Here is a 23336-nt window from a genome sequence, read left to right on the forward strand (position 1 = left end):
AAGAACGGTTTACTCGTTGGAGGGGGTGACCCGTAAGACCTCTTCCAGGGTGGTCAGCCCCGCCGCAACCTTGTGGGCGCCCGACAATCGCAGGCTGTGCATGCCGTCCTTGAGCGCCTCGCGGCGCAATGCCTGCAGGTCGGTTTCGGCGCAGACCAGGTTCCTGGCAGCGTCATTCATCAGCATGATCTCGTAAACCCCGATGCGTCCGCGATAGCCACTGTCCCGGCATTCTGCACAGCCATTGGCCCGGTAGACGCTGGCGGGGGGCGGCGTGCAGGACTGGGTGGCGCTGCGCCAATCGTCCTGGTTCAGTGCCTCCGGGCTTTTACACTGTGGGCACAACCGGCGCACCAGACGCTGGGCCATGACCCCGATTAATGTGGCCTTGATCAAGTAATGGGGGATGCCCAGTTCCAGCAGGCGACTGATCGCGCTGGGGGCATCGTTGGTATGTAGGGTCGAGAGCACCAGGTGGCCGGTCAAGGCCGCCTGGATCGCCATTTCAGCGGTTTCCAGGTCGCGGATCTCGCCGATCATGATGATGTCCGGGTCCTGGCGCATCAGCGCGCGGATGCCGCTGGCGAAGGTCAGGTCGATATTGTGCTGGACCTGCATCTGGTTGAAGGCCGGTTCCACCATCTCGATTGGATCTTCCACCGTGCACAGGTTGACCGTGCGGGTCGCCAGCTGTCGCAGGGTGCTGTAGAGGGTGCTGGTCTTGCCTGACCCGGTGGGGCCGGTGACCAGGATGATGCCGTTGGCCTGACCGGTCATTTGCCGCCAGCGCAGCAAGTCATCGGCCGAAAGCCCCAGTTGCTGGAAGTCCTGGAGCAGCACCTGTGGATCAAAAATCCGCATCACCAGCTTCTCGCCGAAGGCCGTGGGCAGGGTCGAAAGGCGCAGTTCCACTTCGATCCCCGCGGGCGTCTTGGTCTTGATCCGGCCATCCTGGGGTTTGCGCTTTTCGGCGACATTCATCCGCCCAAGGCTTTTCAGGCGGCTGACCACGGCGGTGGTGACCTGGGACGGAAACTGATAGGCATCGTGCAGCAGTCCATCGATACGCAAACGCACGCGGCCCTGGTCGGCGCCCGGTTCGATGTGGATATCGCTGGCGCGCTGGCCAAAGGCAAATTGCAGCAGCCAGTCGACAATATTGACGATGTGCGCGTCGTTGGCGTCTGGTTCCTGCTCACCGGCACCGAGCCTGAGCAGTTGCTCGGCAGCGGTCGCCATGGGGTTGGTCTGGTCGGCCCCGTTGACCGACCTGGCCAGGCGGAAGAACTCCTGGGTGCAACTGCGGATCGCCTCGGGGTTGGCTACCACGCGCTTGATCGGGCGCTTCAACACATGGGCCAGGCCTGTTTCCCACTCACGCAGGTACGGTTCGGCACTGGCTACCGTCACGCTGTCGCGGTCAACGGCGACGGCAAGGATATGGTGGCGTTGGGCGAAGGCGTGGGACATCAGCGGCACCACGCTCGCGACATCGATTTTCAGCGGGTCGATGCGTAGGTAGGGCTGCCCCACCTGACGGGCGAGCCACTCCGTCAGCCGTTCCAGGCACAGCAATAGGCCGGGCCTGGCGGGATCAGGCAGTGACTGGCCGGCGAGAAACTCCAGCGGATGCAAGCCATTGGCCGATGTGCGCCGCAAGCGCTCGGCCAGGGCGGTGTCGAGCAAACCGTGGGTGGTAAGGGCGGGCAGCAGATCGTCGAGGCAAAGCCTGCGATCCTGGTGTTCTGGCACAGCGGACATGGCGGTTTCCTGGGCGGTTTGAAGCAGCAGCGCCAAGGCTAGTCCGATCCTGGTCGCTGTCGCCCAGCGGGTTATTGCCGGTTTTTACTGAGCCACCGCCTGCACGGTTTGTAGCCTTGTGGATTCAACGGGTTGTAGTTCCAGCGAGCACACGCTGATCAGGTTACGAAGTTTTTCGCCGATCACCTGGGCGCGGTGCCAGCTCAGGCCATCCATCACTACGTCGATGTTCAGCAGGTCATCGTCGCGCATCACGGTCACCTGCTGCGGCACCAAAAACTGCAAGGCGAAGAAATTGAGGATCCGGCACAGCACATCGGGCTCGGCTTCGGCGAGGATCTGGTAGCGCGCCTGGCAATGGCTGTTGCTGACGGCCCAGGCATCGACGCGGGTGGTGGGGCTGGATGGAATTGAATGCATGGCCGTTCTCCAAATTTGACTGGAGAAATTTTTACATGGGGTGTGGGGTATTTCTTATCTATGTTGGAGTGATATGCCTTATATATGAATAAGGTAATTCGTAGAAACTGGATTAATAGGTATTTTTATGCACAGTGAGTTGGACGTCTACGACCGCCGGATCCTGGCACTGCTCCAGGAAGACGCGTCGCTCTCCAGCGCGCAGATTGCCGAACAGGTCGGCCTGTCGCAGTCGCCCTGCTGGCGGCGGATTCAGCGGCTCAAGGAGGAGGGGGTGATTCGCGCCCAGGTAACGCTGCTTGATCGCAAGAAGATTGGCCTTAACACGCAGATCTTTGCCGAGGTCAAACTCAACGCCCACGGGCGCTCCAACTTCACGGAATTCACCGAGGCGATCCGCGGGTTCCCGCAAGTGCTGGAGTGTTATGTGCTGATGGGGGCGGTGGATTTTCTACTGCGCATTGTCACCTCGGATATCGAGGCATATGAGCGTTTCTTCTTCGAGAAACTGTCGATGGTGCCGGGGATTCAGGAGGTCAATTCGATTGTGGCGCTGTCGGAGATCAAGTCCACCACCAGCCTGCCAGTGTTGCGGTGATAGAGCGGGCTGCTCCCACATTCAAACCGGTCTTCTCTGGAGAACTCGGTCAAATGTGGGAGCGGGCTTGCCCGCGATAGCAATCTTACATGCGCAACAAAGTCTTCCAGGCACGGTTCTGATACACCGCAATCACCTGATGCATCCGCGCATCCAGCGACTCATCGGTGATCGGCTGGTTGGCCAGGGCCGCCAACTTGTTCAACTCGCCGTACAAACGATCCAGCTCCGGGATCTCCAGCAGGTGGCGGGCGTGATGCAGCCAGGCCTGCAGACGCTCGATGCGCGGCAGTTGCTCGGCCAGGTCTTCGGGCTGTTGCTGGTAGCGCGGCAGGCGCAGGGCGACGGCTTCGTCGGCCAGCAGGCGCGGCAGCCAGTTGGCGACCTGGGCGGCGCCCTGGCGGTTGCCACGCACATTGCGGTCCAGGGTCCAGGTGCGGGCCAGCAGCCAGCGCGAAGTGTTCAGTGAGAACAGGCCCCAGCGCACGTCGGTCAATTCTTCGAGGAACTGTTCCGGCGCGGCCTTGCGCACGTCTTCATCGTCTTCACCGGCCTGGACCAGCGGGCGCCAGTCTTCCAAAAGGGCGTCGAGGGCGCTGCGCAGTTCGCTGGTGGATTGGCGCGGCGCGGCCTGGCCAAGGCTGCCGATCAGGGCGCGCATTTCGGCGAGGTTGTCTACCCAGTCCTGCAACAGGCGCCAGTGACCGTTGAAACGGTACTGCTCGGCCAGGCGCTGGCTGCTGCCCAGCAAATGCCAGGTCAGCGCGGCGAAGGCGTCGTCCAGGGGCATTTGTGGTTGCAGTTGCGGGGCCGGCAGGCTCAGGGAGTAGCTGTTGGCGTCGAACAGGCGATAGCCGCGCTCGGCCTTGCTGATATCACACGGCATCAGCGCCAGGGTTTGCGCCAGCTCGGCTGCCAGTTCCAGGAGGGCGGCGGGCTCGCCTTCGCGCAGTTCCAGTTCCAGCTCGCAGATTTCTTCCTTCTGCTTGCCGACAATCACCTGGCCCAGGTCCAGGGCGGCTTCGATCACCACCTTGGCCTTGCCACGGCCCCAGGCGATCTCGGCACGTTCGCGTACGAAGTCGGTGGTGAAGATCGGCTTGAGGGTCTTTTTGTCCAGCTCGGCCAGTTGCTCGGGCCAGCACTCGCCGTCGAGTTTCTTCACATCGAGCTTGGCCTTGGCCAGTTTCCAGTCGTATTCATTGCGCTCCGACAAGCCGGCAACGCTGTGGCCACGGGTCTTGAGGGTCTGGATCACTTCGTCGCCATCCTTGCGCAGGCGCAGGGCAACCTTGGCCTGGGCCAGGTCGCGCTCGGGGGTGTCGAAGTACTGGTTCATCAACTCACGGCGTTCCCAGCCACTTTTGTTGCGTTTTTTCAGGAGCGGGTGCTCACGCAGCGCGGCGAGGGTCTCGCGGCTGACGCGGAGCTTGATTTCGGTTTCTTTTTGCATGGCCGGAACATCCAGGATCGGGAGTGCAGCCGGGAGAATAGGTGGCTGCCAAGGCCGTGCAGTGTACAGGACTGAGCCGGGCAACGTGCCGTAACGGGTTTATTGTGCAGCGCGGATGGTTCTATGATGGGTTTCATCTGTGGAAGTTGAGAGACAGCGCATGCCTTTACCGTCCATGAAAGAACAATTTGCCGCACTGATTGCCGCGCCCTCTGTCAGTTGTACCCAAGCGTCTCTCGACCAGACCAACCGCCCGGTGATCGATTTGCTCGCCACCTGGCTCGGCGATTTGGGTTTTGCCTGCGATATCCAGCAGGTCAGCCCCGGCAAGTTCAACCTGTTGGCCAGCTTCGGCAGCGGCCCCGGTGGCCTGGTGCTGGCGGGGCATAGCGATACTGTGCCGTACGATGAAGCGCTGTGGCAGACCGATCCTTTGAAGTTGACGGAAGTGGACGGGCGCTGGGTAGGATTGGGTAGCTGCGACATGAAGGGTTTTTTCGCGCTGGCCATCGAAGCCGTCTTGCCGCTGCTCGACCAACCGTTCAAGCAGCCGCTGCTGATCCTCGCCACCTGCGATGAAGAAAGCTCCATGGCCGGCGCCCGCGCCCTGGCTGCGGCCGGTCGCCCGCTGGGGCGTGCCGCGGTGATTGGCGAGCCCACGGGCCTCAAGCCGATCCGCCTGCACAAAGGCGTGATGATGGAGCGCATCGATATTCTCGGACGCAGTGGCCATTCGTCGGACCCAAGCCTGGGCCACAGCGCCCTCGAAGCCATGCATGACGCCATGGGCGAGCTGCGCGGCCTGCGCCTGGCCTGGCAGCGGGAGTACCGCAACCCCCAGTTCAGCGTGCCCCAGCCGACCTTGAATTTTGGCTGCATCCACGGCGGCGATAACCCCAACCGCATTTGCGGCCAGTGCTCCCTGGAGTTCGACCTGCGGCCCTTGCCCGGCATGGATCCCCAGGTGTTGCGCGACGCCATCCGCCAGAAGCTGACGCCCATCGCCGAGCGCCATCAGGTGCAGATCGACTACGCGCCACTGTTCCCCGAAGTGCCGCCCTTCGAGCAGCCGGAAGATGCGGAGCTGGTGCGGGTCGCGGAACGTTTGACCGGTCATCGTGCCGAAGCAGTAGCGTTCGGCACTGAAGCGCCTTATCTTCAGCGCCTTGGTTGTGAAACCCTGGTGCTCGGCCCTGGGGATATCGCCTGCGCCCACCAGCCGGGCGAGTACCTTGAAATGTCACGCTTGACGCCTACAGTGCGTCTATTGCGGGAATTGATTGAACACTACTGCCTCAAACCTGCATAAATTAACTCCATTGCACACCGTACATAGAAGGAGAGCGAGCGTGTCGCCAAGCCTGTTCCGACGATAACCATCAGCCCGCTGTGCGTTTAGCGATTCATCCTTTTTTGGCTGCTTTTTATTACAGGCCCAGGTTTTATGCCCGAATACGTCAATTGGCTTCGTCACGCTTCGCCCTACATCAATGCCCACCGTGACTGCACCTTTGTGGTCATGCTGCCGGGCGATGGTGTGGATCATCCCAACTTCGGCAATATCGTCCACGACCTGGTGCTGCTGCACAGCCTCGGCGTGCGCCTGGTGCTGGTGCATGGTTCGCGCCCGCAAATCGAAACCCGCCTTGCCGCTCGCGGCCTGACCCCGCATTACCACGACGGCATGCGCATCACTGATGCGGCAACCCTTGAGTGCGTGATCGACGCGGTCGGCCACCTGCGCATTGCCATTGAAGCGCGGCTGTCCATGGACATGGCGTCTTCGCCGATGCAGGGCTCGCGCCTGCGGGTGGCCAGTGGCAACCTGGTGACCGCGCGGCCGATCGGCGTGCTGGACGGCATCGATTACCACCACACTGGTGAAGTGCGCCGGGTTGACCGCAAGGGCATCAATCGCCTGTTGGACGAGCGCTCCATCGTCGTGCTGTCGCCGTTGGGCTATTCGCCGACCGGGGAGATTTTCAACCTCGCTTGTGAAGACGTCGCCACCCGCGCCGCCATCGACCTGGGCGCCGACAAGCTGCTGCTGTTCGGCGCAGACCTGGGCCTGATCGACGAAAACGGCCGGCTGGTGCGCGAACTGCGCCCGCAACAAGTGCCGGCGCACCTGCAACGCCTGGGCAACAATTACCAGGCCGAACTGCTGGATGCGGCGGCCGAGGCCTGTCGTGGGGGCGTGGGGCGCAGCCATATCGTCAGTTATGTCGAGGACGGTGCGCTGTTGACCGAACTTTTCACCCGCGACGGCGGCGGTACCCTGGTGGCTCAGGAGCAGTTCGAGCTGGTGCGTGAGGCGGCGATTGAAGACGTCGGCGGCTTGCTGGACTTGATCAGCCCGCTGGAAGAGCAAGGGATCCTGGTGCGCCGCTCGCGGGAAGTGCTGGAGCGGGAAATCGAGCAGTTCAGCGTGGTGGAACGCGAAGGCATGATCATCGCCTGCGCCGCGCTATACCCGATTGCCGACTCGGATGCCGGCGAACTGGCGTGCCTGGCGGTCAATCCGGAGTATCGCCATGGTGGCCGTGGCGATGAGCTATTGGAGCGCATCGAAACCCGCGCCCGCACCCAAGGCTTGAAGACCTTGTTCGTGCTGACGACCCGCACCGCCCACTGGTTCCGCGAGCGCGGATTCGTGCCGAGCAGCGTCGATCGCCTGCCATCGGCGCGGGCTTCGCTGTACAACTTCCAGCGTAATTCGAAGATCTTCGAAAAGACCTTATAAGCGCCACCCATCCAATGTAGGAGCGGGCTTGCCCGCGATGGCGGTGTATCAGTCGACATCTTTGTTCACTGGCCCACCGCCATCGCCGGCAAGCCGGCTCCTACAGGGGGAGGGTTTATTCTTTGATGAATTTTCCGGTCACGTAGGCCGAATAGTCCGGTAACACGGTCTCTACTTTCCCTTGTTCCTTAAGAAATTTCGCCGTCTCCCCAATGGCCTTGGCTGTCCCACCATTGAGCAAGGCGTCGGTTCGCTGCGCCTGTGCATCGGGGAAGGTGCTGCCTTCCAGCAGTTCGGGGATGTCTGCGGCGTTTGCGCCGGTCAACCGGGCGATCTTTTGCACCGGTACCGAATCCGCCGTCCACTCGGATTTGTGCGCTGCGTACTCGGCAAACGAATCCAGGGTGACCTTGGCAAACTTGGCCACGACCTCCGGATGTTTCTCGGCAAAGTCCTTGTGCGCCACCCACACCTCGAACGTCGGCGCGCCCCATTGGCCCACCTCGGCGGCGTCGGTCAACGTCTTGCCGGTCTTGCGGATTTCCCCCAGGGCGGGCGACCAGACAAAGGCACCATCGATATCCCCGCGTTTCCAGGCTGCGGCAATTTCGCCTGGTTGCAGGTTCACCACTTTCACCTGTGTGGTGTCCAGGCCCCAGTGTTTCAAGGCCCCGAGCAGGCTGTAGTGAGATGTGGAGACAAAAGGTGTGGCAATGGTTTTGCCGATCAGGTCCTTGGGTGCGTCAATTTGGCTGCCGTTACGCACTACCAAAGCTTCAGAACTATTGATCTGAGCCGATACGATGAAGGCTACGATGGGTAGATTGCGGGATGCGGCGGCGGCCAACGGGCTGGAGCCGAGGTTGCCGATCTGCACATCGCCGGAGGCAATCGCGGTGACCACTTCTGGGCCGCTGTTGAAGCGGCGCCAGTCGATTTTCTCGCCGATGGCCTGCTCATAAACACCGTCGGCCTGGGGCACTTTGCTCGGATCGATGCCGGTCTGATAACCGATGGTTAGGTTGGCGGCCTGCACCCCAAAAGAAAGTGTAAGCGATAGTAAAACTGTAACAAATTGACTAGAGGATGCGCGTTTGGCCATGATGGCGTCGCCTTTTTGATCGTGAGTGACGTGTGCGAGATTCTGCTCACACTAAACGATCTAAAAAATGGCCAATAAATACCCTTTAGGAATTAGCTTATGGAGCGATACCCCGCTGCGGGATTGTCGCGCCATGGAAAGTGTTATTCCTGAATAGTATGAAAAAGGATGAAATAATTCTTTTTGGGTGTATGAAAAACTCATTACCCTGCAGGGACCAAATCAACTGCGATTAGACGAAGGTAGTAGACACACAAGGTTACGATTGACTTGTCAGTCACGATCTGGCGCTAATCGCGCATCTGTGGATCGAGGGCGTCAGACCCGAGACCAAAGAACTACAAAAATTAGAAACGAGAGGAGCGGTACATGAAGAAGTCCACATTGGCGTTCGCCGTCGCAGCTGGGGTTTTGGCCCAGCAAGCTGGCGCCGCTGGTTTTGTTGAAGACAGCAAGGCAAGCGTTACTGCACGTAATTTCTACATCAATACCGACAACCGTGATGGCACGGCCAAACCTTCCAAGCAGGAAGAGTGGGGCCAGGGCTTCATTTTCAACTTTGCTTCGGGCTACACCCAAGGCACCGTTGGTTTTGGTGTTGATGCAATCGGCCTGTACGGCGTCAAGCTGGACTCCGGTAAAGGCACTGCCTACAACGGCAACAACTCCAAGGGCGGCACCGTGTTCCCTAGCGACCACGACGGTCGTGCGGTAGACGACTTCGCCAGCCTGGGCCTGACCGGTAAGGTCAAGATCTCCAAGACCGAACTGAAGCTGGGTACCTTGCTGCCGAAACTGCCGGTAGTGACGTCCAACGACGGTCGTATGCTGCCGCAGACCTTTGAAGGCGGTCAGATCACCTCCAACGACATCGACAACCTGACTCTGGTTGGCGGTAAGCTGGAACACGCCAAAGGCCGTAACTCCACCAACAACGACTCGCTGACCATCGCTGGCTCCAACGGTGCAACCCGCACCGCTACCGCCAACGCCCGCAGCAACGAGTTCTACTTTGCTGGTGGTGACTACAAGATCACCAAGGACCTGACTGCCCAGTACTACTACGGCAACCTGTCTGACTTCTACAAGCAGCACTTCCTGGGCCTGACCCACAACTGGGCGCTGCCAGTCGGTAGCATCAAGTCCGACCTGCGTTACTTCAACAGCGACTCCGACGGCAAGAACTCGAGCCAGGAAGGTCGTATTGCCGGCTACCGTGCTTCGGGCTACCAGAATGGCGGCGAAGTCGACAACCGCACCTGGAGCGCCAAGTTCACGTACAGCCTGCAAGGCCACGCCATCAGCGCCGGCTACCAGCGTGTCAATGGCACCAGCGACTTCCCGTTCCTCAACCAGGGTGATGGCGCTTCGGCTTACATCATCACCGACATGCAGATCGGCAAGTTCCAACGCGCCGGCGAGCGTACCTGGTTGGCCCAGTACGCCTATGACTTCGCAACCATCGGCTTGCCAGGCCTGACCACTTCTGTGGTCTACCTCAAGGGCGACAACATTGCCGCCGTGAATGGTGACAAAAGCGAGTGGGAACGTGACTTCAACCTCGGCTACGTAATCCCTGAAGGCACCTTCAAGGGCCTGGGCCTGGCCTGGAAAAACGCCTCGCTGCGTTCCCAGGTTACTACCCAGCGTGACCAGGACGAAAACCGTCTGATCGTCAGCTACACCCTGCCGATCCTGTAAGACCAGCAGTAAAACCTTGCCCGGCGCAATGCCGGGCAAGGTGCTGTTGCTTTCAAGTCGGGCTCAACCCCCGCAAGCCCTTCCTGAACCCCTCTTTCTACAGCGTCTCAAGGCCTTCTCGAACCTTGGGTGCATGTTGGCCTGCACCTTGGTTGCGGTCCAGTGAACAGATTTTTAATATTCCTTTATCGTCTAAATAAATCGATATTTATTCTTTTTAAAATATCATCGGCACAGGCACAGTGGGTTCCATAAGCACTCATCAGGAGCCACACCATGAGCCTCAGACTGGGCGATATCGCCCCCGACTTTGAACAGGATTCCAGCGCCGGCAAGATTCGCTTCCACGAGTGGCTGGGCGATAGCTGGGGCGTGTTGTTTTCCCACCCGGCGGACTTCACCCCGGTGTGCACCACCGAGTTGGGTTTCACCGCCAAGCTCAAGGATGAGTTCGCCAAGCGCGGGGTCAAGGCCATTGCCCTGTCGGTAGACCCGGTGGACTCCCACCACAAGTGGATCGAAGACATCAACGAAACCCAGAACACCATCGTCAACTTCCCGATCCTGGCCGATGCCGACCGCAAGGTCTCGGACCTGTACGACCTGATCCACCCCAATGCCAACGACACCCTTACCGTGCGTTCGCTGTTCGTGATCGACCCGAACAAAAAGATTCGCCTGACCATCACCTATCCGGCCAGCACTGGGCGCAACTTCCACGAAATCCTGCGGGTCATCGACTCGTTGCAGCTGACCGACAACTACAAAGTCGCCACCCCGGCCAACTGGCAGGACGGTGACGAAGTGGTGATTGTGCCTTCGCTCAAGGATGAGGAAGAGATCAAGAAGCGCTTTCCCAAGGGCTATCGGGCGGTGAAGCCGTATCTGCGGCTGACCCCACAGCCCAACCGCTAACCCGAATCCAATGTGGGAGCGGGCTTGCTCGCGAATGCGGTGGTTCAGCAAGAAATGTGCTGACTGATACGCCGCAATCGCGAGCAAGCCCGCTCCCACAAGTTAATCGCATTTCAGTACTCACATAGCAGGGGTTTTCAGGCCGTTTCGACGGCCTTTTTTTTCGCCTGGCGAATGATCTTTCTTATATGCAATTTAAGAATAAACAAATGAAAAAATAAGATTTATAGATATATAAATCTGCTGATAAGGTCTGTTCCATCTTGGCGCCATCGCCGCACCGCGAACCGCCGACACTTGCTCAAGGAAACTCCAGATGCTGGTCGTAACACTTGGTGGCAGTCCCAGTCAGCGTTCCCGCTCCGGGGTCTTGCTGGATCATTCCCGGCGCTGGTTGCAGCAGCAAGGCGTGGAAGTGGTGAGTTATCAGGTACGGGACTTCCCGGCCGAAGATTTGTTGTATGCCCGCTTCGACAGCCCGAAGGTCCTCGACCTGCTGGCCCAGGTGGCCAATGCCGATGGTTTGCTGATTGCCACGCCGGTGTACAAGGCTTCGTTTTCCGGTGCATTGAAAACCGTCCTCGACCTGCTGCCGGAACGCGCCCTGGCCCACAAAGTGGTATTGCCCATGGCCACCGGCGGCAGCATTGCCCACATGCTGGCGGTGGACTACGCCCTGAAACCCGTGCTGTCGGCGCTGAAAGCCCAGGAGCTGCTGCACGGGATTTTCGCCGAAGACAGCCAGATCGCCTACGGCGAAGGCAGTGCCCAGGCGCAGTTGGTGCCGATCCTTGAACAACGCTTGAGCGAAGCCCTGGAGCAGTTCTACAGCGCCATGGCCCGCCGCCCGCAACCGCTGGACCCCCATGTGTTGAATGAACGTTTGTTGAGCGCTCGCTGGAGCATTTAAGCCGAACCCTAATGTAAGAAACCCTCACCTTACTCAGCCGCCAACGGCCAAGCAGGTGCAGCCACAACCCTCATCGTCAATTTGGAGAGCGCCATGCGCACTGTCATCTTGCGTCGGGGCCTGGTCGCACTGTTTGCTGCGGCTGTGTCCTTCGGCGCCATTGTTCAAGCCCAAGCCGCAGAAACCCTGCGGATCGGTTATCAGAAGTACGGCACCCTGGTGCTGCTCAAGGCCAAGGGCACCCTGGAAAAACGCCTGGCGGACCAGGGCGTGAACGTGCAGTGGACCGAATTTCCCGGTGGCCCGCAGTTGCTTGAAGGGCTGAATGTCGGCTCCATCGACTTTGGCGTCACCGGCGAGACCCCGCCAGTGTTCGCCCAGGCCGCCGGCGCCGACCTGCTCTACGTCGCCTACGAACCGCCAGCGCCGACCAGCGAAGCCATCTTGGTACCCAAGGACTCGCCGATCAAATCGGTGGCCGAGCTCAAGGGCAAGAAAGTTGTGCTCAACAAAGGCTCCAACGTGCATTACCTGCTGGTGCGCGCCCTGGAAGACGCGGGCCTGAAATACACCGACGTACAGACCGTGTTCCTGCCGCCCGCCGACGCCCGTGCCGCCTTCGAGCGTGGCAGTGTCGATGCGTGGGTCATCTGGGACCCGTACCAGGCGGCTGCCGAGAAGCAACTGCAAGCCCGCACCCTGCGTGACGCCACCGGCATTGCCGATAACCACCAGTTCTACCTGGCCACCAAGCCTTACACCGAAAAACACCCGGACGTGATCAAGGCGTTGGTGGAAGAAGTGCGCGCCGTGGGCGAATGGTCCAAGGCCAACCCCCAGCAAGTCACCGAACAAGTCGCACCATTGCTCGGCCTGCCGGCTGACATCACCCTGACCTCGGTGAAACGCCAAGGCTACGGAGCGCTGTTCCTGACCCCGGAAGTGGTCGCCGCCCAGCAGAAAATCGCCGACACCTTCTACCAGCTCAAATTGATTCCCAAGCCCTTGAGCATCAAGGACGTGATCTGGACGCCACCTGCGACCGTTGCCAAAGCGCCGTAATCCGACTTCTTCAGGAGACAACTCCATGAGCCTCAATATTTTCTGGTTCCTGCCAACCCACGGCGACGGCCATTACCTTGGCACCGCCGAAGGCGCTCGCGCCGTGGATCACGGTTATTTGCAGCAGGTCGCCCAGGCCGCTGATCGCCTGGGCTTTGGCGGGGTGCTGATCCCCACCGGGCGCTCCTGCGAGGACTCGTGGCTGGTGGCCGCCTCGCTGATCCCGGTGACCCAGCGTCTGAAGTTCCTGGTTGCGCTGCGCCCCGGGATCATTTCCCCGACGGTGGCGGCGCGCCAGGCAGCGACCCTTGACCGGCTGTCCGGTGGCCGCGCACTGTTCAACCTGGTGACCGGTGGCGATCCAGAAGAGCTGGCCGGTGACGGCCTGTTCCTCAGCCATGAAGAGCGCTACCAGGCCTCGGTGGAGTTCACCCGCATCTGGCGGCGCGTGCTGGAAGGCGAAACCGTGGACTACGACGGCCAGCACATCAGCGTCAAAGGCGCCAAGCTGCTGTACCCCCCGATCCAGCAACCTCGGCCGCCGTTGTATTTCGGCGGTTCTTCCGAAGCGGCCCAGGACCTGGCAGCCGAACAAGTGGAAATGGTCCTGACCTGGGGCGAACCACCTTCGGCGGTGGCGGAAAAAATCGAGCAGGTGCGGGCCAAGGCGGCCAGGCTCGGGCGCACCGTGCGCTTCGGTATTCGCTTGCATGTGATCGTGCGTGAAACCAACGACGAGGCCTGGAAAGCCGCCGACAAACTGATCTCCCATCTGGACGACGACACCATCGCGCGCGCCCAGGCGTCGCTGTCGCGCTTTGATTCGGTGGGCCAGCAACGCATGGCCGCCCTGCATGGCGGCAGCCGCGACAACCTCGAAGTCAGCCCTAACCTGTGGGCCGGCGTCGGCCTGGTACGCGGTGGTGCCGGCACGGCACTGGTGGGTGACGGGCCGACCGTGGCGGCGCGGGTCAAGGAGTACGCGGACCTGGGCATCGACACCTTTATCTTCTCCGGCTATCCCCACCTGGAAGAGTCGTACCGGGTCGCGGAGCTGCTGTTCCCGCACCTGGATATCGAACGTCCAGAGCTGCCGAAAAGCGCCGGTTACGTCAGCCCGTTTGGCGAGATGGTGGCCAACGACATTCTTCCCAAAGCCGCGTCGCAGAGCTGAGGCGCCGTCATGAATAGTCAACGGATTCTGCATCGGCTGGCGCCGTGGGCGCTGCCGGTCCTGTTGCTGGCGGTGTGGCAGTTGTCGGTGTCGGCGGGCTGGTTGTCGACGCGTATTCTGCCGGCCCCCAGCGCAGTGATTGCGGCTGGGGTACATCTGGTCAGCAGCGGTGAAATCTGGACCCACCTGGCCATCAGTGGCTGGCGCGCGGGCCTGGGTTTTGTGATCGGCGGCGGCATCGGCCTGGCCCTGGGCTTTATCACCGGCCTGTCGAAATGGGGCGAACGCCTGCTGGACAGCTCGGTGCAGATGATTCGCAACGTGCCGCACCTGGCGTTGATCCCGCTGGTGATCCTGTGGTTTGGCATCGATGAGACGGCGAAGATTTTCCTGGTGGCCCTTGGCACGCTGTTCCCGATCTACCTCAACACCTATCACGGCATCCGCAACGTCGACCCGGCGCTGGTGGAGATGGCTCGCAGTTACGGTTTGTCGGGTTTGAGCCTGTTTCGCCAGGTGATCCTGCCCGGCGCCTTGCCCTCGATCCTGGTGGGGGTGCGCTTTGCCCTGGGCTTTATGTGGCTGACGCTGATCGTTGCGGAAACCATCTCGGCCAGTTCCGGCATTGGCTACCTGGCTATGAATGCCCGCGAGTTCCTGCAAACCGACGTTGTAGTGCTGGCGATCGTGCTGTACGCGGTGCTCGGCAAGCTGGCGGACCTGGCGGCGCGGGGCCTGGAGCGGGTCTGGCTGCGCTGGCATCCGGCCTATCAAGTGCATAAAGGAGGTGCGGCATGACCGCTCAACAACCTCCACGCCTGCTGCGGGGTATCCCGTTGGCGGTGCGCAAGCTACGCAAGGCCTTTGGCGCGCGGGAAGTCCTGCGCGAGATCGATCTGCACATTCCGGCGGGCCAGTTCGTCGCCGTGGTCGGGCGCAGTGGCTGCGGCAAAAGTACCTTGCTGCGCTTGCTGGCCGGCCTTGATAGCGCCACCAGTGGCGAGTTGCTTGCAGGCTCCGCACCGTTGAGCGAAGCGCTCGAAGACACGCGGCTGATGTTTCAGGAAGCGCGCCTGCTGCCCTGGAAAAAGATCATCGATAACGTCGGCCTGGGCCTTAAAGGCAACTGGCGGCCCCAGGCCCTTGAAGCGCTGGAAGCGGTCGGCCTGGCCGAGCGTGCCGATGAGTGGCCGGCAGCGTTGTCCGGTGGCCAGAAACAACGGGTGGCCCTGGCCCGCGCCCTGATTCACCAGCCGCGCCTGTTGCTGCTGGACGAACCTTTGGGGGCGCTGGATGCCCTGACCCGCATCGAGATGCAGCAACTGATCGAAAACCTGTGGCGCAAGCATGGTTTTACCGTGTTGCTGGTGACCCATGACGTCAGCGAAGCCGTGGCCATTGCCGACCGCGTGATCCTGATCGAGGACGGCGAAATCGGCCTCGACCTGCATGTGGAACTGCCACGCCCGCGGGTCCGCGGCTCCCATCGCCTGGCGGCCCTGGAAACCGAAGTGCTCAACCGTGTGCTGTCACTGCCCGGCACGCCGCCTGAGCCGGAACCTGTTTCACCGTTGCCTACGCAATTGCGTTGGGCGCAATAACTCACTTGTCCCTTAAGGAATAACACCATGACTATCAAAGCGATCAACGTGCGTAACCAGTTCAAAGGCACCATCAAGGAAATCGTCGAAGGCGACGTACTGTCGGAAATCGACGTGCAGACGGCGTCCGGCATCGTCACGTCAGTGATCACCACCCGCTCGGTCAAAGAGCTGGAGCTGGTGATTGGCAGTGAAGTGATTGCGTTTGTAAAGTCCACCGAGGTGTCGATCGCCAAGCTGTGATCGGCTTCAGGCCGCTATCGCAGGCAAGCCTACTGCCACATTCGAACATGGGAATGCGGTCGAATGTGGGAGCGGGCTTGCTCGCGAAGAGACCGGCCCAGTCACCGTAAAACTTATCGCTTAGGCAAAAACACCGGCAAATAAAGCCCCACATACGCATCGAATACCCGCATCCCTTCCTCCGCCATGCGCGGGGTGATCTGCCCATGCTGATGCACCGAGCGCGCATACACGCGGTCGCTCAGTTCCAGTGCCAGGGCAAACACGTCCACATCCGCCGGCAGCGTCGGCACCTCAAAGTGGCGGTTGAACACTTGCAGCATCAAGTCCCCCAACTCCAGGTCGTGCTGGCGGTCGGCCTGGGTCACTTCGGTGAGGCCGTGCTGGGCGAGGATCAATTGGCGGGCGGCGGCGTCCTTGCTGTAGATCGCCAGCATGCGCAGCTCGACCAGGCGCGACAGGTCGCGCCAAGTGTGCAGTTGGTCGTGGTCGATGGGTGCTTGCAGCGCTGCGCGGAAGGCGGCGTGCACGTCTGCCGTCAGGGCTTCGAGCAAGGCCGGTACGCTGGCGAAAAAGTGATACACCGAGGACGGCGGAATCTGCGCCCGTTCGGCCACGCTGTAGATCGACAGGCTGGCCACACCTTCGGCGGCCAGCAAGGTGCGGGCGGCGTCGAGGATCGCGTCGATCCGGGCCTGGCTGCGGGCGCGGGGTTTGCGAGGGGCGGCGGGGCGGGTCATGGATGTCTCCTACAGGGCAGCGGGTATTGTATGAGCAGGAAGGTGTGTTGTCTGCCAAACCGCTATCGCTGTAGGCGCTGGCTTGCCAGCGATCCGCCGCAGGCGGCCATAAAAAAACGCCACAGGCCATAAGCCTGCAGCGTTCATTTATTGCAGCCACCGCTTACACGGTATGCAGATACCAGTTGTATTCAAGGTCGGAGATGGAGTGTTCGAACTCCTCCAGCTCACTTTCCTTACAGGCGACGAAGATATCGATGTATTTCGGATCGATGTACTTCGCCATCACCTCGCTGTCGTCCAACTCGCGCAGGGCGTCGCGCAGGTTGTTCGGCAGGCTTTGCTCGTTCTGCTCGTAGCTGTTGCCTTCCACCGGTGCGCCAGGCTCGATCTTGTTGGTCAGGCCATGGTGCACGCCTGCCAGGACCGAAGCCATCAGCAGGTAAGGGTTGGCATCGGCGCCGGCCACACGGTGTTCGATACGTACGGCGTCGGACGAGCCGGTCGGTACGCGAATCGCCACGGTGCGGTTGTCCAGGCCCCAGCACGGCGAGTTCGGCACGTAGAACTGTGCGCCGAAACGACGGTAGGAGTTGACGTTGGGGCACAGGAAAGCCATTTGTGCAGGCAGGGTCTCCAGCACACCGCCGATCGCGTGACGCAATGCGGCGTTCTGCTCGGGATCCTCGCTGGCAAAGATGTTCTTGCCGTCTTTGTCCAGGATCGAAATATGCACGTGCAACCCATTGCCGGCCTGGCCTGGGTAAGGCTTGGCCATGAAGGTGGTATCCATCTCATGGTCGTAGGCAATGTTCTTGATCAAACGCTTGAGCAGTACCGCGTAGTCGCATGCCTTGATCGGATCGGCGACGTGGTGCAGGTTCACTTCGAACTGCGCCGGGGCACTTTCCTTGACGATGGCGTCAGCCGGGATGCCTTGCTCTTTGGCACCTTCCAGAATGTCCTGGAGGCAGTCGACGTATTCGTCGAGGTCGTCGATCAGGTAGACCTGTGTCGAGTGCGGGCGTTTGCCGGAAATCGGCGAGCGGGGAGGTTGTGGCCGGCCGTTCACGTTCTCCTGGTCGATCAGGTAGAACTCAAGCTCGAAGGCGGCGCAGATGGTCAGGCCCATATCGTCAAACTTGGTTACAACTTGGCGGAGCACTTCGCGCGGATCGGCGAAGAAAGGTTCACCTTCAAGTTCGTGCATGGTCATCAGCAGTTGCGCGGTAGGGCGCTTTTGCCAGGGTTCATTGCACAGGGTGTCGGGGATTGGATAACAGATTCGGTCAGCATCACCGATGTCCAGACCCAGGCCGGTGCTTTCCACCGTCGAGCCATTGATATCCAGGGCAAATAAAGAGGCCGGCAAGTTGATGCCTTTCTCGTAAACCTTGTGGAGGCTGGTGCGTTCGATGCGCTTACCGCGCACCACACCATTCATATCCGCAATTAGAAGGTCTACGTACAGAACCTCAGGATGATCCTTAAGGAACGCGTTCGCTTCGTTAAGCTGAACGGCACGCGGGGGTACCGACATGATGCAACACCTTTGTTGTTAAAAATATCAATCATTGATCTTTTCTGGTTTCAGTCAACCCGAACGGCTTGCCGAAGTCAAGCGAGGCCTTTTTTGCCCTAAAAAAGCGCCAAGGGGGCTTTTTTGCGGCTTTTTTGGGCAGTTTTGCCAGTTTGACCGGCTTGGGACTAGCAGGCTTGAGCGGGCCGTGTTGTATTTTTTACGGGGGTGTTGTGTAAAAAAATGAACAAGGCTAAGCTCGATTCAAACCCATAACAGCAATAATACCGGGGTGCTTCATGTCTGGCCTGCCGTTAATCGGCGTCACCGCCTGCTCCAAACAGGTTGGTCTGCATGCTTATCACATCAGTGGCGACAAATACGTCCGCGCCGTGGCAGTCGCTGCCAAGGGCCTGCCATTGATTATTCCGTCCTTGGCGGAGCTGTTCGAACCGGCCAATATTCTTGACGGTCTGGATGGCATTCTCTTTACCGGCTCACCTTCCAATATCGAACCCTTCCATTACGACGGTCCGGCCAGTGCGCCCGGGACTGCCCATGATCCTGCACGGGACCAGAGCACCCTGCCGCTGATTCGCGCCGCGATTGCCGCAGGGGTGCCGGTGCTGGGGATTTGCCGGGGCTTCCAGGAAATGAACGTGGCCCTGGGCGGCAGCCTGCACCAGAAGGTTCATGAGTTGCCGGGTATGCTCGATCACCGCGAAGACGATACCCAGCCGCTGGAAGTCCAGTACGGCCCGGCGCACGCCGTGGCGATTGCCCCGGGCGGGGTATTGGCGGGCCTGGGCTTGCCGGACACGATCCAGGTCAACTCGATCCACAGCCAGGGCGTCGACCGCCTGGCGCCGGGCCTGCAGGTCGAGGCGACCGCGCCGGACGGCCTGGTCGAGGCTTTTTCGCTCAAACAGGGCAAGGCTTTTGCAGACGCTTTTGCATTAGGAGTGCAATGGCACCCTGAATGGCAGGTAAGCTCCAACCCGTACTACCTCGCGATCTTCCAGGCATTTGGCGATGCCTGCCGAACGCGGGCGAAACAAAGAGACGCGCACGCGTCAAACAACGCCTGACCTTTAATGGATGTCAGGAAACCCAGCCCAGAGGCATTTATGAGTAACAACCTCGACCAGCTCACCGATTGGTTGAAAGACCACAAGATCACAGAAGTCGAATGCATGATTGGCGACCTCACGGGGATCACCCGGGGCAAGATCTCGCCGACCAACAAGTTCATTGCCGAAAAAGGCATGCGCCTGCCCGAGAGCGTTCTGTTGCAGACCGTGACCGGCGACTATGTCGAAGACGACATCTATTACGAATTGCTCGACCCGGCCGACATCGACATGATCTGCCGCCCGGACCAAAACGCTGTGTTCCTGGTGCCCTGGGCCATCGAGCCCACCGCCCAGGTGATCCACGACACCTACGACAAGCAAGGCAACCCGATCGAGCTGTCGCCGCGCAACGTGCTCAAGAAAGTCCTCAAGCTCTATGCCGACAAAGGCTGGCAGCCCATCGTGGCGCCGGAGATGGAGTTCTACCTGACCAAGCGCTGCGAAGACCCGGACTTCCCGCTGCAACCGCCGATTGGCCGCTCTGGCCGTCCGGAAACCGGTCGCCAGTCCTTCTCTATAGAAGCGGCCAACGAATTCGACCCACTGTTCGAAGATGTCTACGACTGGTGCGAGCTGCAGGAGCTGGACCTCGACACCCTGATCCACGAGGACGGCACGGCGCAGATGGAAATCAATTTCCGTCACGGCGATGCCCTGTCCCTGGCCGACCAGATCCTGGTGTTCAAGCGCACCATGCGTGAAGCCGCGCTCAAGCACGACGTGGCCGCCACCTTCATGGCCAAGCCGATGACCGGCGAGCCCGGCAGTGCCATGCACCTGCACCAGAGCATCATTGATATCGCCACCGGCAAGAACGTGTTCTCCAATGAGGACGGCTCCAAGAGCGAGCTGTTCCTGCACCACATCGGTGGCCTGCAGAAGTTCATCCCCGAGCTGTTGCCGCTGTTTGCGCCTAACGTCAACTCGTTCCGCCGCTTCCTGCCCGACACCTCGGCGCCGGTGAACGTGGAGTGGGGCGAAGAGAACCGCACCGTGGGCCTGCGCGTGCCGGATGCCGGCCCGCAGAACCGCCGCGTGGAAAACCGCCTGCCGGGCGCCGATGCCAACCCGTACCTGGCCATCGCCGCCAGCCTGCTGTGCGGCTATATCGGCATGGTCGAAGGCATCAGCCCGAGCGCCCCGGTGGTCGGTCGTGGTTACGAGCGACGCAACCTGCGCCTGCCGTTGACTATCGAAGATGCGCTGGAGCGCATGGAAAACAGCAAGACCATCGAGAAATACCTGGGTCAAAAATTCATCACTGGCTACGTCGCGGTCAAGCGGGCCGAGCATGAAAACTTCAAGCGCGTGATCAGTTCGTGGGAGCGGGAATTCCTGCTCTTCGCCGTCTGATGCGCCGGGTGCGGCCAGGATGGGTCGCACCTTCACCTACTTTTTGGAGATTGGTATGTCCAGCAACAACCCGCAAACCCGTGAATGGCAAGCCCTGAGCAACGATCATCACCTGGCGCCGTTCAGCGACTTCAAGCAGTTGAAAGAGAAAGGCCCGCGCATTATCACCAACGCCAAGGGCGTTTATCTGTGGGACAGCGAAGGCAACAAGATCCTCGACGGCATGGCCGGCCTGTGGTGCGTGGCCATCGGTTATGGCCGCGATGAGCTGGCTGACGCCGCCGCCAAGCAGATGAAACAACTGCCTTACTACAACCTGTTCTTCCAGACCGCCCACCCGCCAGTGCTGGAACTGGCCAAGGCGATCGCCGATATCGCCCCGGCCGGCATGAACCACGTGTTCTTCACCGGCTCCGGCTCCGAAGGCAACGACACCATGTTGCGCATGGTCCGCCACTATTGGGCGATCAAGGGCCAGCCGAACAAGAAGACCATCATCAGCCGCAAGAATGGCTACCACGGTTCCACCGTGGCCGGCGCCAGCCTGGGCGGCATGACTTATATGCACGAGCAGGGCGACTTGCCGATCCCGGGCATCGTGCACATCGCCCAGCCGTACTGGTTTGGCGAAGGCGGCGACATGAGCCCTGAAGAGTTCGGGGTGTGGGCCGCCAATCAACTGGAAGAGAAGATTCTGGAAGTCGGCGTGGACAACGTCGGTGCCTTTATCGCCGAGCCGATCCAGGGCGCCGGCGGTGTGATCGTGCCGCCAGAGACCTACTGGCCGCGCATCAAGGAAATCCTCGCCAAGTACGACATCCTGTTTGTCGCCGACGAAGTGATCTGTGGCTTTGGCCGCACCGGTGAGTGGTTCGGTAGCGATTTCTACGGTCTCAAGCCGGACATGATGACCATCGCCAAGGGCCTGACCTCGGGCTACATCCCCATGGGCGGCCTGATCGTGCGCGACGAAGTGGTGGCAGTGCTCAACGAAGGCGGCGATTTCAACCACGGCTTCACCTATTCCGGGCACCCGGTGGCTGCTGCGGTGGCCCTGGAAAACATCCGCATCATGCGCGATGAAAAAATTGTCAGCCGCGTCCATGACGAAACGGCACCGTATTTGCAAAAGCGTCTACGCGAGCTCGCGGATCATCCGCTGGTGGGCGAAGTACGTGGTGTCGGCATGTTGGGTGCGATCGAGCTGGTACAGGACAAGGCCACGCGCAAGCGTTATGAAGGCAAGGGCGTGGGCATGATCTGCCGCACCTTCTGTTTCGAAAATGGCCTGATCATGCGCGCCGTGGGCGACACCATGATCATTTCGCCGCCGCTGGTGATCAGCAAGGCCGAGATTGACGAGCTGATGACCAAGGCTCGCCAGTGCCTGGATCTGACTTTGGCGGCATTGCAGGGCTAAGTGCTAGGCTCAGAATGCAGCGGCTAGCGGCTGTTGCATTCGGGCAATGATAAATGCGGGGCTTTGGTTGAAAGCCGGCCCCTGAACTTGCCAGACTGTCGCCCTGTTTTGTTGCCCTTCGACGGGCCATGAAACGTAGAAAAATGTGGCCCAAAAAAGAAAAATTGGAGCATGACCGAATGAAGGCATTAGGTTTGAAGAACGCTGGCAAGACCCTCCTGGCCTTGTCCCTGATGGGCGTGATGGCGGGCGCGGCCCAGGCAGACAGTAAAGTACTGCATGTCTACAACTGGTCCGACTATATTGCACCGGACACCATCGCCAACTTCGAGAAAGAGTCTGGCATCAAAGTGGTGTACGACGTATTCGACAGCAACGAAACCCTCGAGGCCAAGCTGCTGGCGGGCAAGTCCGGCTACGACGTGGTTGTGCCGTCGAACAACTTCCTGGCCAAGCAGATCAAGGCCGGTGTGTACCAGGAGCTGGACAAGTCCAAGCTGCCTAACTGGAAGAACCTCGATACCGACCTGCTCAAGGCCGTCGGTGACGCCAGCGACAAAGGCAACCTGCACGCATTCCCGTACATGTGGGGCACCATCGGCATCGGCTACAACCCCGACAAGGTCAAGGCTGCGCTGGGCGTGGACAAGATCGACTCGTGGGATGTGCTGTTCAAGCCCGAGAACATCGAAAAACTCAAAAGCTGTGGCGTGAGCTTCCTCGATTCGCCAACCGAAATGATCCCGGTGGCCCTGCACTACCTGGGCTACCCGACCGACAGCCAGGACAAGAAGCAACTGGCTGAAGCCGAGGCACTGTTCCTCAAGATCCGTCCTTCGATAGGCTACTTCCATTCCTCCAAGTACATCTCGGACCTGGCCAACGGCAACATCTGCGTGGCCGTGGGTTACTCGGGCGACCTGGAACAATCCAAGTCCCGCGCGGCTGAAGCCGGTGGCAAGGTCAAGGTTTCCTACGCCATTCCGAAAGAAGGTGCAGGCAGTTTCTACGACATGGTCGCCATCCCTAAAGATGCCGAGAACCTGGACGCCGCCTACCAGTTCATGAACTACCTGCTCAAGCCTGAAGTCATGGCGGCCATCACCAACAGCGTACGTTTCCCGAACGGTAACAAGGCCGCTACGCCGCTGGTGAACAAGGATATCTCGGGTGACCCGAGCATCTATCCCTCGGATGCAGTGAAAGCCAAGCTGTATGCAATCAGCGATCTGCCGGCCGCTACCCAGCGCCTGCTGACACGCAGCTGGACCAAGATCAAGTCGGGTAAATAAGCCTTGATAAGTGTGGGAGAGGGTTTGGGTGGGAGCGGGCTTGCTCGCGAAAGCGGCGTGTCAGTAGAGACATATGCAGGCTGACACGCCGCCTTCGCGAGCAAGCCCGCTCCCACACAAGCCCGCTCTCACAAATTAAATGACAGAAAGTTTTGCCGGATCGGTTTATCGAGGGTAAGTTGCGCGCCGGTTTTGT

General features: G+C 60.3%; 21 protein-coding genes. 15 read left to right on the forward strand and 6 right to left on the reverse strand.

The genetic code is table 11. From position 1 onward, the window contains the following. Positions 1 to 9: 9 nt before the first annotated feature. Both tfpB and AC19YY_RS07605 read right to left on the reverse strand, forming a co-directional pair. Positions 10 to 1761, reverse strand: coding sequence for a type IV pilus assembly ATPase TfpB (gene tfpB, locus AC19YY_RS07600; RefSeq protein WP_500604022.1), 1752 nt, complete (start codon positions 1759 to 1761; stop codon positions 10 to 12). Between the two features lie 84 nt (positions 1762 to 1845). Then, positions 1846 to 2181, reverse strand: coding sequence for an ACT-like domain-containing protein (locus tag AC19YY_RS07605; RefSeq protein WP_170057565.1), 336 nt, complete (start codon positions 2179 to 2181; stop codon positions 1846 to 1848). Positions 2182 to 2308: 127 nt separating this feature from the next. Between AC19YY_RS07605 and AC19YY_RS07610 the strand changes: the two genes are divergently transcribed. Beyond that, positions 2309 to 2779, forward strand: coding sequence for an Lrp/AsnC family transcriptional regulator (locus AC19YY_RS07610; protein ID WP_169900887.1), 471 nt, complete (start codon positions 2309 to 2311; stop codon positions 2777 to 2779). An 85-nt stretch (positions 2780 to 2864) separates the two neighbouring features. Here AC19YY_RS07610 and AC19YY_RS07615 read toward each other — a convergent pair whose 3' ends face one another. Continuing rightward, complete coding sequence (locus tag AC19YY_RS07615; RefSeq protein WP_170042117.1) at positions 2865 to 4232, reverse strand: CYTH domain-containing protein; 1368 nt, start codon at positions 4230 to 4232, stop codon at positions 2865 to 2867. A 160-nt stretch (positions 4233 to 4392) separates the two neighbouring features. Between AC19YY_RS07615 and argE the strand changes: the two genes are divergently transcribed. Both argE and argA read left to right on the forward strand, forming a co-directional pair. Then, positions 4393 to 5541 carry an acetylornithine deacetylase gene (argE, locus tag AC19YY_RS07620; protein ID WP_169954995.1) on the forward strand — a complete coding sequence of 383 codons (1149 nt, stop codon included), beginning with the start codon at positions 4393 to 4395 and terminating at the stop codon, positions 5539 to 5541. A gap of 135 nt (positions 5542 to 5676) precedes the next feature. Continuing rightward, complete coding sequence (gene argA / locus AC19YY_RS07625) at positions 5677 to 6975, forward strand: amino-acid N-acetyltransferase (RefSeq protein WP_032858930.1); 1299 nt, start codon at positions 5677 to 5679, stop codon at positions 6973 to 6975. Positions 6976 to 7090: 115 nt separating this feature from the next. On the opposite strand, the gene tauA is transcribed toward argA, so the two are convergent. Next, positions 7091 to 8077 (reverse strand): taurine ABC transporter substrate-binding protein, encoded by a 987-nt coding sequence (gene tauA, locus AC19YY_RS07630; protein WP_500604023.1) that lies wholly within the window; start codon positions 8075 to 8077, stop codon positions 7091 to 7093. A gap of 369 nt (positions 8078 to 8446) precedes the next feature. Between tauA and AC19YY_RS07635 the strand changes: the two genes are divergently transcribed. The 8 genes from AC19YY_RS07635 (at position 8447) to AC19YY_RS07670 (ending at position 15683) form a co-directional block, all read left to right on the forward strand. Next, positions 8447 to 9778: an OprD family porin gene (locus tag AC19YY_RS07635; RefSeq protein WP_169954993.1), complete on the forward strand. Its 1332-nt coding sequence runs from the start codon at positions 8447 to 8449 to the stop codon at positions 9776 to 9778. 276 nt (positions 9779 to 10054) lie between these two features. Beyond that, positions 10055 to 10693: a peroxiredoxin gene (locus AC19YY_RS07640; RefSeq protein ID WP_169954992.1), complete on the forward strand. Its 639-nt coding sequence runs from the start codon at positions 10055 to 10057 to the stop codon at positions 10691 to 10693. 316 nt (positions 10694 to 11009) lie between these two features. Beyond that, positions 11010 to 11603: an NADPH-dependent FMN reductase gene (gene ssuE, locus AC19YY_RS07645; RefSeq protein ID WP_038444301.1), complete on the forward strand. Its 594-nt coding sequence runs from the start codon at positions 11010 to 11012 to the stop codon at positions 11601 to 11603. Between the two features lie 93 nt (positions 11604 to 11696). Then, positions 11697 to 12665, forward strand: a complete 969-nt coding sequence (locus tag AC19YY_RS07650; protein ID WP_169954991.1) for a sulfonate ABC transporter substrate-binding protein — start codon at positions 11697 to 11699, stop codon at positions 12663 to 12665. 25 nt (positions 12666 to 12690) lie between these two features. Continuing rightward, a complete protein-coding gene (gene ssuD / locus AC19YY_RS07655; protein ID WP_500604024.1) occupies positions 12691 to 13839 on the forward strand; it encodes an FMNH2-dependent alkanesulfonate monooxygenase in 1149 nt (382 codons plus the stop codon). 9 nt (positions 13840 to 13848) lie between these two features. Beyond that, complete coding sequence (gene ssuC, locus AC19YY_RS07660) at positions 13849 to 14637, forward strand: aliphatic sulfonate ABC transporter permease SsuC (protein ID WP_169954989.1); 789 nt, start codon at positions 13849 to 13851, stop codon at positions 14635 to 14637. Next, positions 14634 to 15440, forward strand: a complete 807-nt coding sequence (ssuB, locus tag AC19YY_RS07665) for an aliphatic sulfonates ABC transporter ATP-binding protein (RefSeq protein WP_169954988.1) — start codon at positions 14634 to 14636, stop codon at positions 15438 to 15440. The genes ssuC and ssuB overlap by 4 nt, the downstream gene beginning before the upstream one ends. Before the next feature lie 27 nt (positions 15441 to 15467). Further along, complete coding sequence (locus AC19YY_RS07670) at positions 15468 to 15683, forward strand: TOBE domain-containing protein (RefSeq protein WP_003213899.1); 216 nt, start codon at positions 15468 to 15470, stop codon at positions 15681 to 15683. 113 nt (positions 15684 to 15796) lie between these two features. On the opposite strand, the gene AC19YY_RS07675 is transcribed toward AC19YY_RS07670, so the two are convergent. Both AC19YY_RS07675 and AC19YY_RS07680 read right to left on the reverse strand, forming a co-directional pair. Next, on the reverse strand, positions 15797 to 16423 hold the full coding sequence (locus tag AC19YY_RS07675; protein WP_169954987.1) for a TetR/AcrR family transcriptional regulator: 627 nt from the start codon (positions 16421 to 16423) through the stop codon (positions 15797 to 15799). A 163-nt stretch (positions 16424 to 16586) separates the two neighbouring features. Further along, positions 16587 to 17963, reverse strand: a complete 1377-nt coding sequence (locus AC19YY_RS07680; RefSeq protein ID WP_057440427.1) for a glutamine synthetase family protein — start codon at positions 17961 to 17963, stop codon at positions 16587 to 16589. A 278-nt stretch (positions 17964 to 18241) separates the two neighbouring features. On the opposite strand from AC19YY_RS07680, the gene AC19YY_RS07685 reads away from it, so the two are divergent. The 4 genes from AC19YY_RS07685 (at position 18242) to AC19YY_RS07700 (ending at position 23140) form a co-directional block, all read left to right on the forward strand. Then, a complete protein-coding gene (locus AC19YY_RS07685; RefSeq protein WP_169954986.1) occupies positions 18242 to 19030 on the forward strand; it encodes a gamma-glutamyl-gamma-aminobutyrate hydrolase family protein in 789 nt (262 codons plus the stop codon). A gap of 39 nt (positions 19031 to 19069) precedes the next feature. Beyond that, entirely contained in the window at positions 19070 to 20428 is a 1359-nt protein-coding gene (locus AC19YY_RS07690) for a glutamine synthetase family protein (protein ID WP_169954985.1), read from the forward strand. Between the two features lie 55 nt (positions 20429 to 20483). Next, complete coding sequence (locus AC19YY_RS07695) at positions 20484 to 21848, forward strand: aspartate aminotransferase family protein (RefSeq protein WP_500604025.1); 1365 nt, start codon at positions 20484 to 20486, stop codon at positions 21846 to 21848. Between the two features lie 194 nt (positions 21849 to 22042). Further along, positions 22043 to 23140, forward strand: coding sequence for a polyamine ABC transporter substrate-binding protein (locus tag AC19YY_RS07700; RefSeq protein WP_038448089.1), 1098 nt, complete (start codon positions 22043 to 22045; stop codon positions 23138 to 23140). Positions 23141 to 23336 lie beyond the last annotated feature (196 nt).

Source organism: Pseudomonas sp. MF09156, from assembly GCF_059862305.1.

Coding starts and splice junctions, on each gene's coding strand:
- tfpB (WP_500604022.1), bottom strand. CDS start 1,761: ATGTCCGCTGTGCCAGAACACCAGGATCGCAGGCTTTGCCTCGACGAT.
- AC19YY_RS07605 (WP_170057565.1), bottom strand. CDS start 2,181: ATGCATTCAATTCCATCCAGCCCCACCACCCGCGTCGATGCCTGGGCC.
- AC19YY_RS07610 (WP_169900887.1), top strand. CDS start 2,309: ATGCACAGTGAGTTGGACGTCTACGACCGCCGGATCCTGGCACTGCTC.
- AC19YY_RS07615 (WP_170042117.1), bottom strand. CDS start 4,232: ATGCAAAAAGAAACCGAAATCAAGCTCCGCGTCAGCCGCGAGACCCTC.
- argE (WP_169954995.1), top strand. CDS start 4,393: ATGCCTTTACCGTCCATGAAAGAACAATTTGCCGCACTGATTGCCGCG.
- argA (WP_032858930.1), top strand. CDS start 5,677: ATGCCCGAATACGTCAATTGGCTTCGTCACGCTTCGCCCTACATCAAT.
- tauA (WP_500604023.1), bottom strand. CDS start 8,077: ATGGCCAAACGCGCATCCTCTAGTCAATTTGTTACAGTTTTACTATCG.
- AC19YY_RS07635 (WP_169954993.1), top strand. CDS start 8,447: ATGAAGAAGTCCACATTGGCGTTCGCCGTCGCAGCTGGGGTTTTGGCC.
- AC19YY_RS07640 (WP_169954992.1), top strand. CDS start 10,055: ATGAGCCTCAGACTGGGCGATATCGCCCCCGACTTTGAACAGGATTCC.
- ssuE (WP_038444301.1), top strand. CDS start 11,010: ATGCTGGTCGTAACACTTGGTGGCAGTCCCAGTCAGCGTTCCCGCTCC.
- AC19YY_RS07650 (WP_169954991.1), top strand. CDS start 11,697: ATGCGCACTGTCATCTTGCGTCGGGGCCTGGTCGCACTGTTTGCTGCG.
- ssuD (WP_500604024.1), top strand. CDS start 12,691: ATGAGCCTCAATATTTTCTGGTTCCTGCCAACCCACGGCGACGGCCAT.
- ssuC (WP_169954989.1), top strand. CDS start 13,849: ATGAATAGTCAACGGATTCTGCATCGGCTGGCGCCGTGGGCGCTGCCG.
- ssuB (WP_169954988.1), top strand. CDS start 14,634: ATGACCGCTCAACAACCTCCACGCCTGCTGCGGGGTATCCCGTTGGCG.
- AC19YY_RS07670 (WP_003213899.1), top strand. CDS start 15,468: ATGACTATCAAAGCGATCAACGTGCGTAACCAGTTCAAAGGCACCATC.
- AC19YY_RS07675 (WP_169954987.1), bottom strand. CDS start 16,423: ATGACCCGCCCCGCCGCCCCTCGCAAACCCCGCGCCCGCAGCCAGGCC.
- AC19YY_RS07680 (WP_057440427.1), bottom strand. CDS start 17,963: ATGTCGGTACCCCCGCGTGCCGTTCAGCTTAACGAAGCGAACGCGTTC.
- AC19YY_RS07685 (WP_169954986.1), top strand. CDS start 18,242: ATGTCTGGCCTGCCGTTAATCGGCGTCACCGCCTGCTCCAAACAGGTT.
- AC19YY_RS07690 (WP_169954985.1), top strand. CDS start 19,070: ATGAGTAACAACCTCGACCAGCTCACCGATTGGTTGAAAGACCACAAG.
- AC19YY_RS07695 (WP_500604025.1), top strand. CDS start 20,484: ATGTCCAGCAACAACCCGCAAACCCGTGAATGGCAAGCCCTGAGCAAC.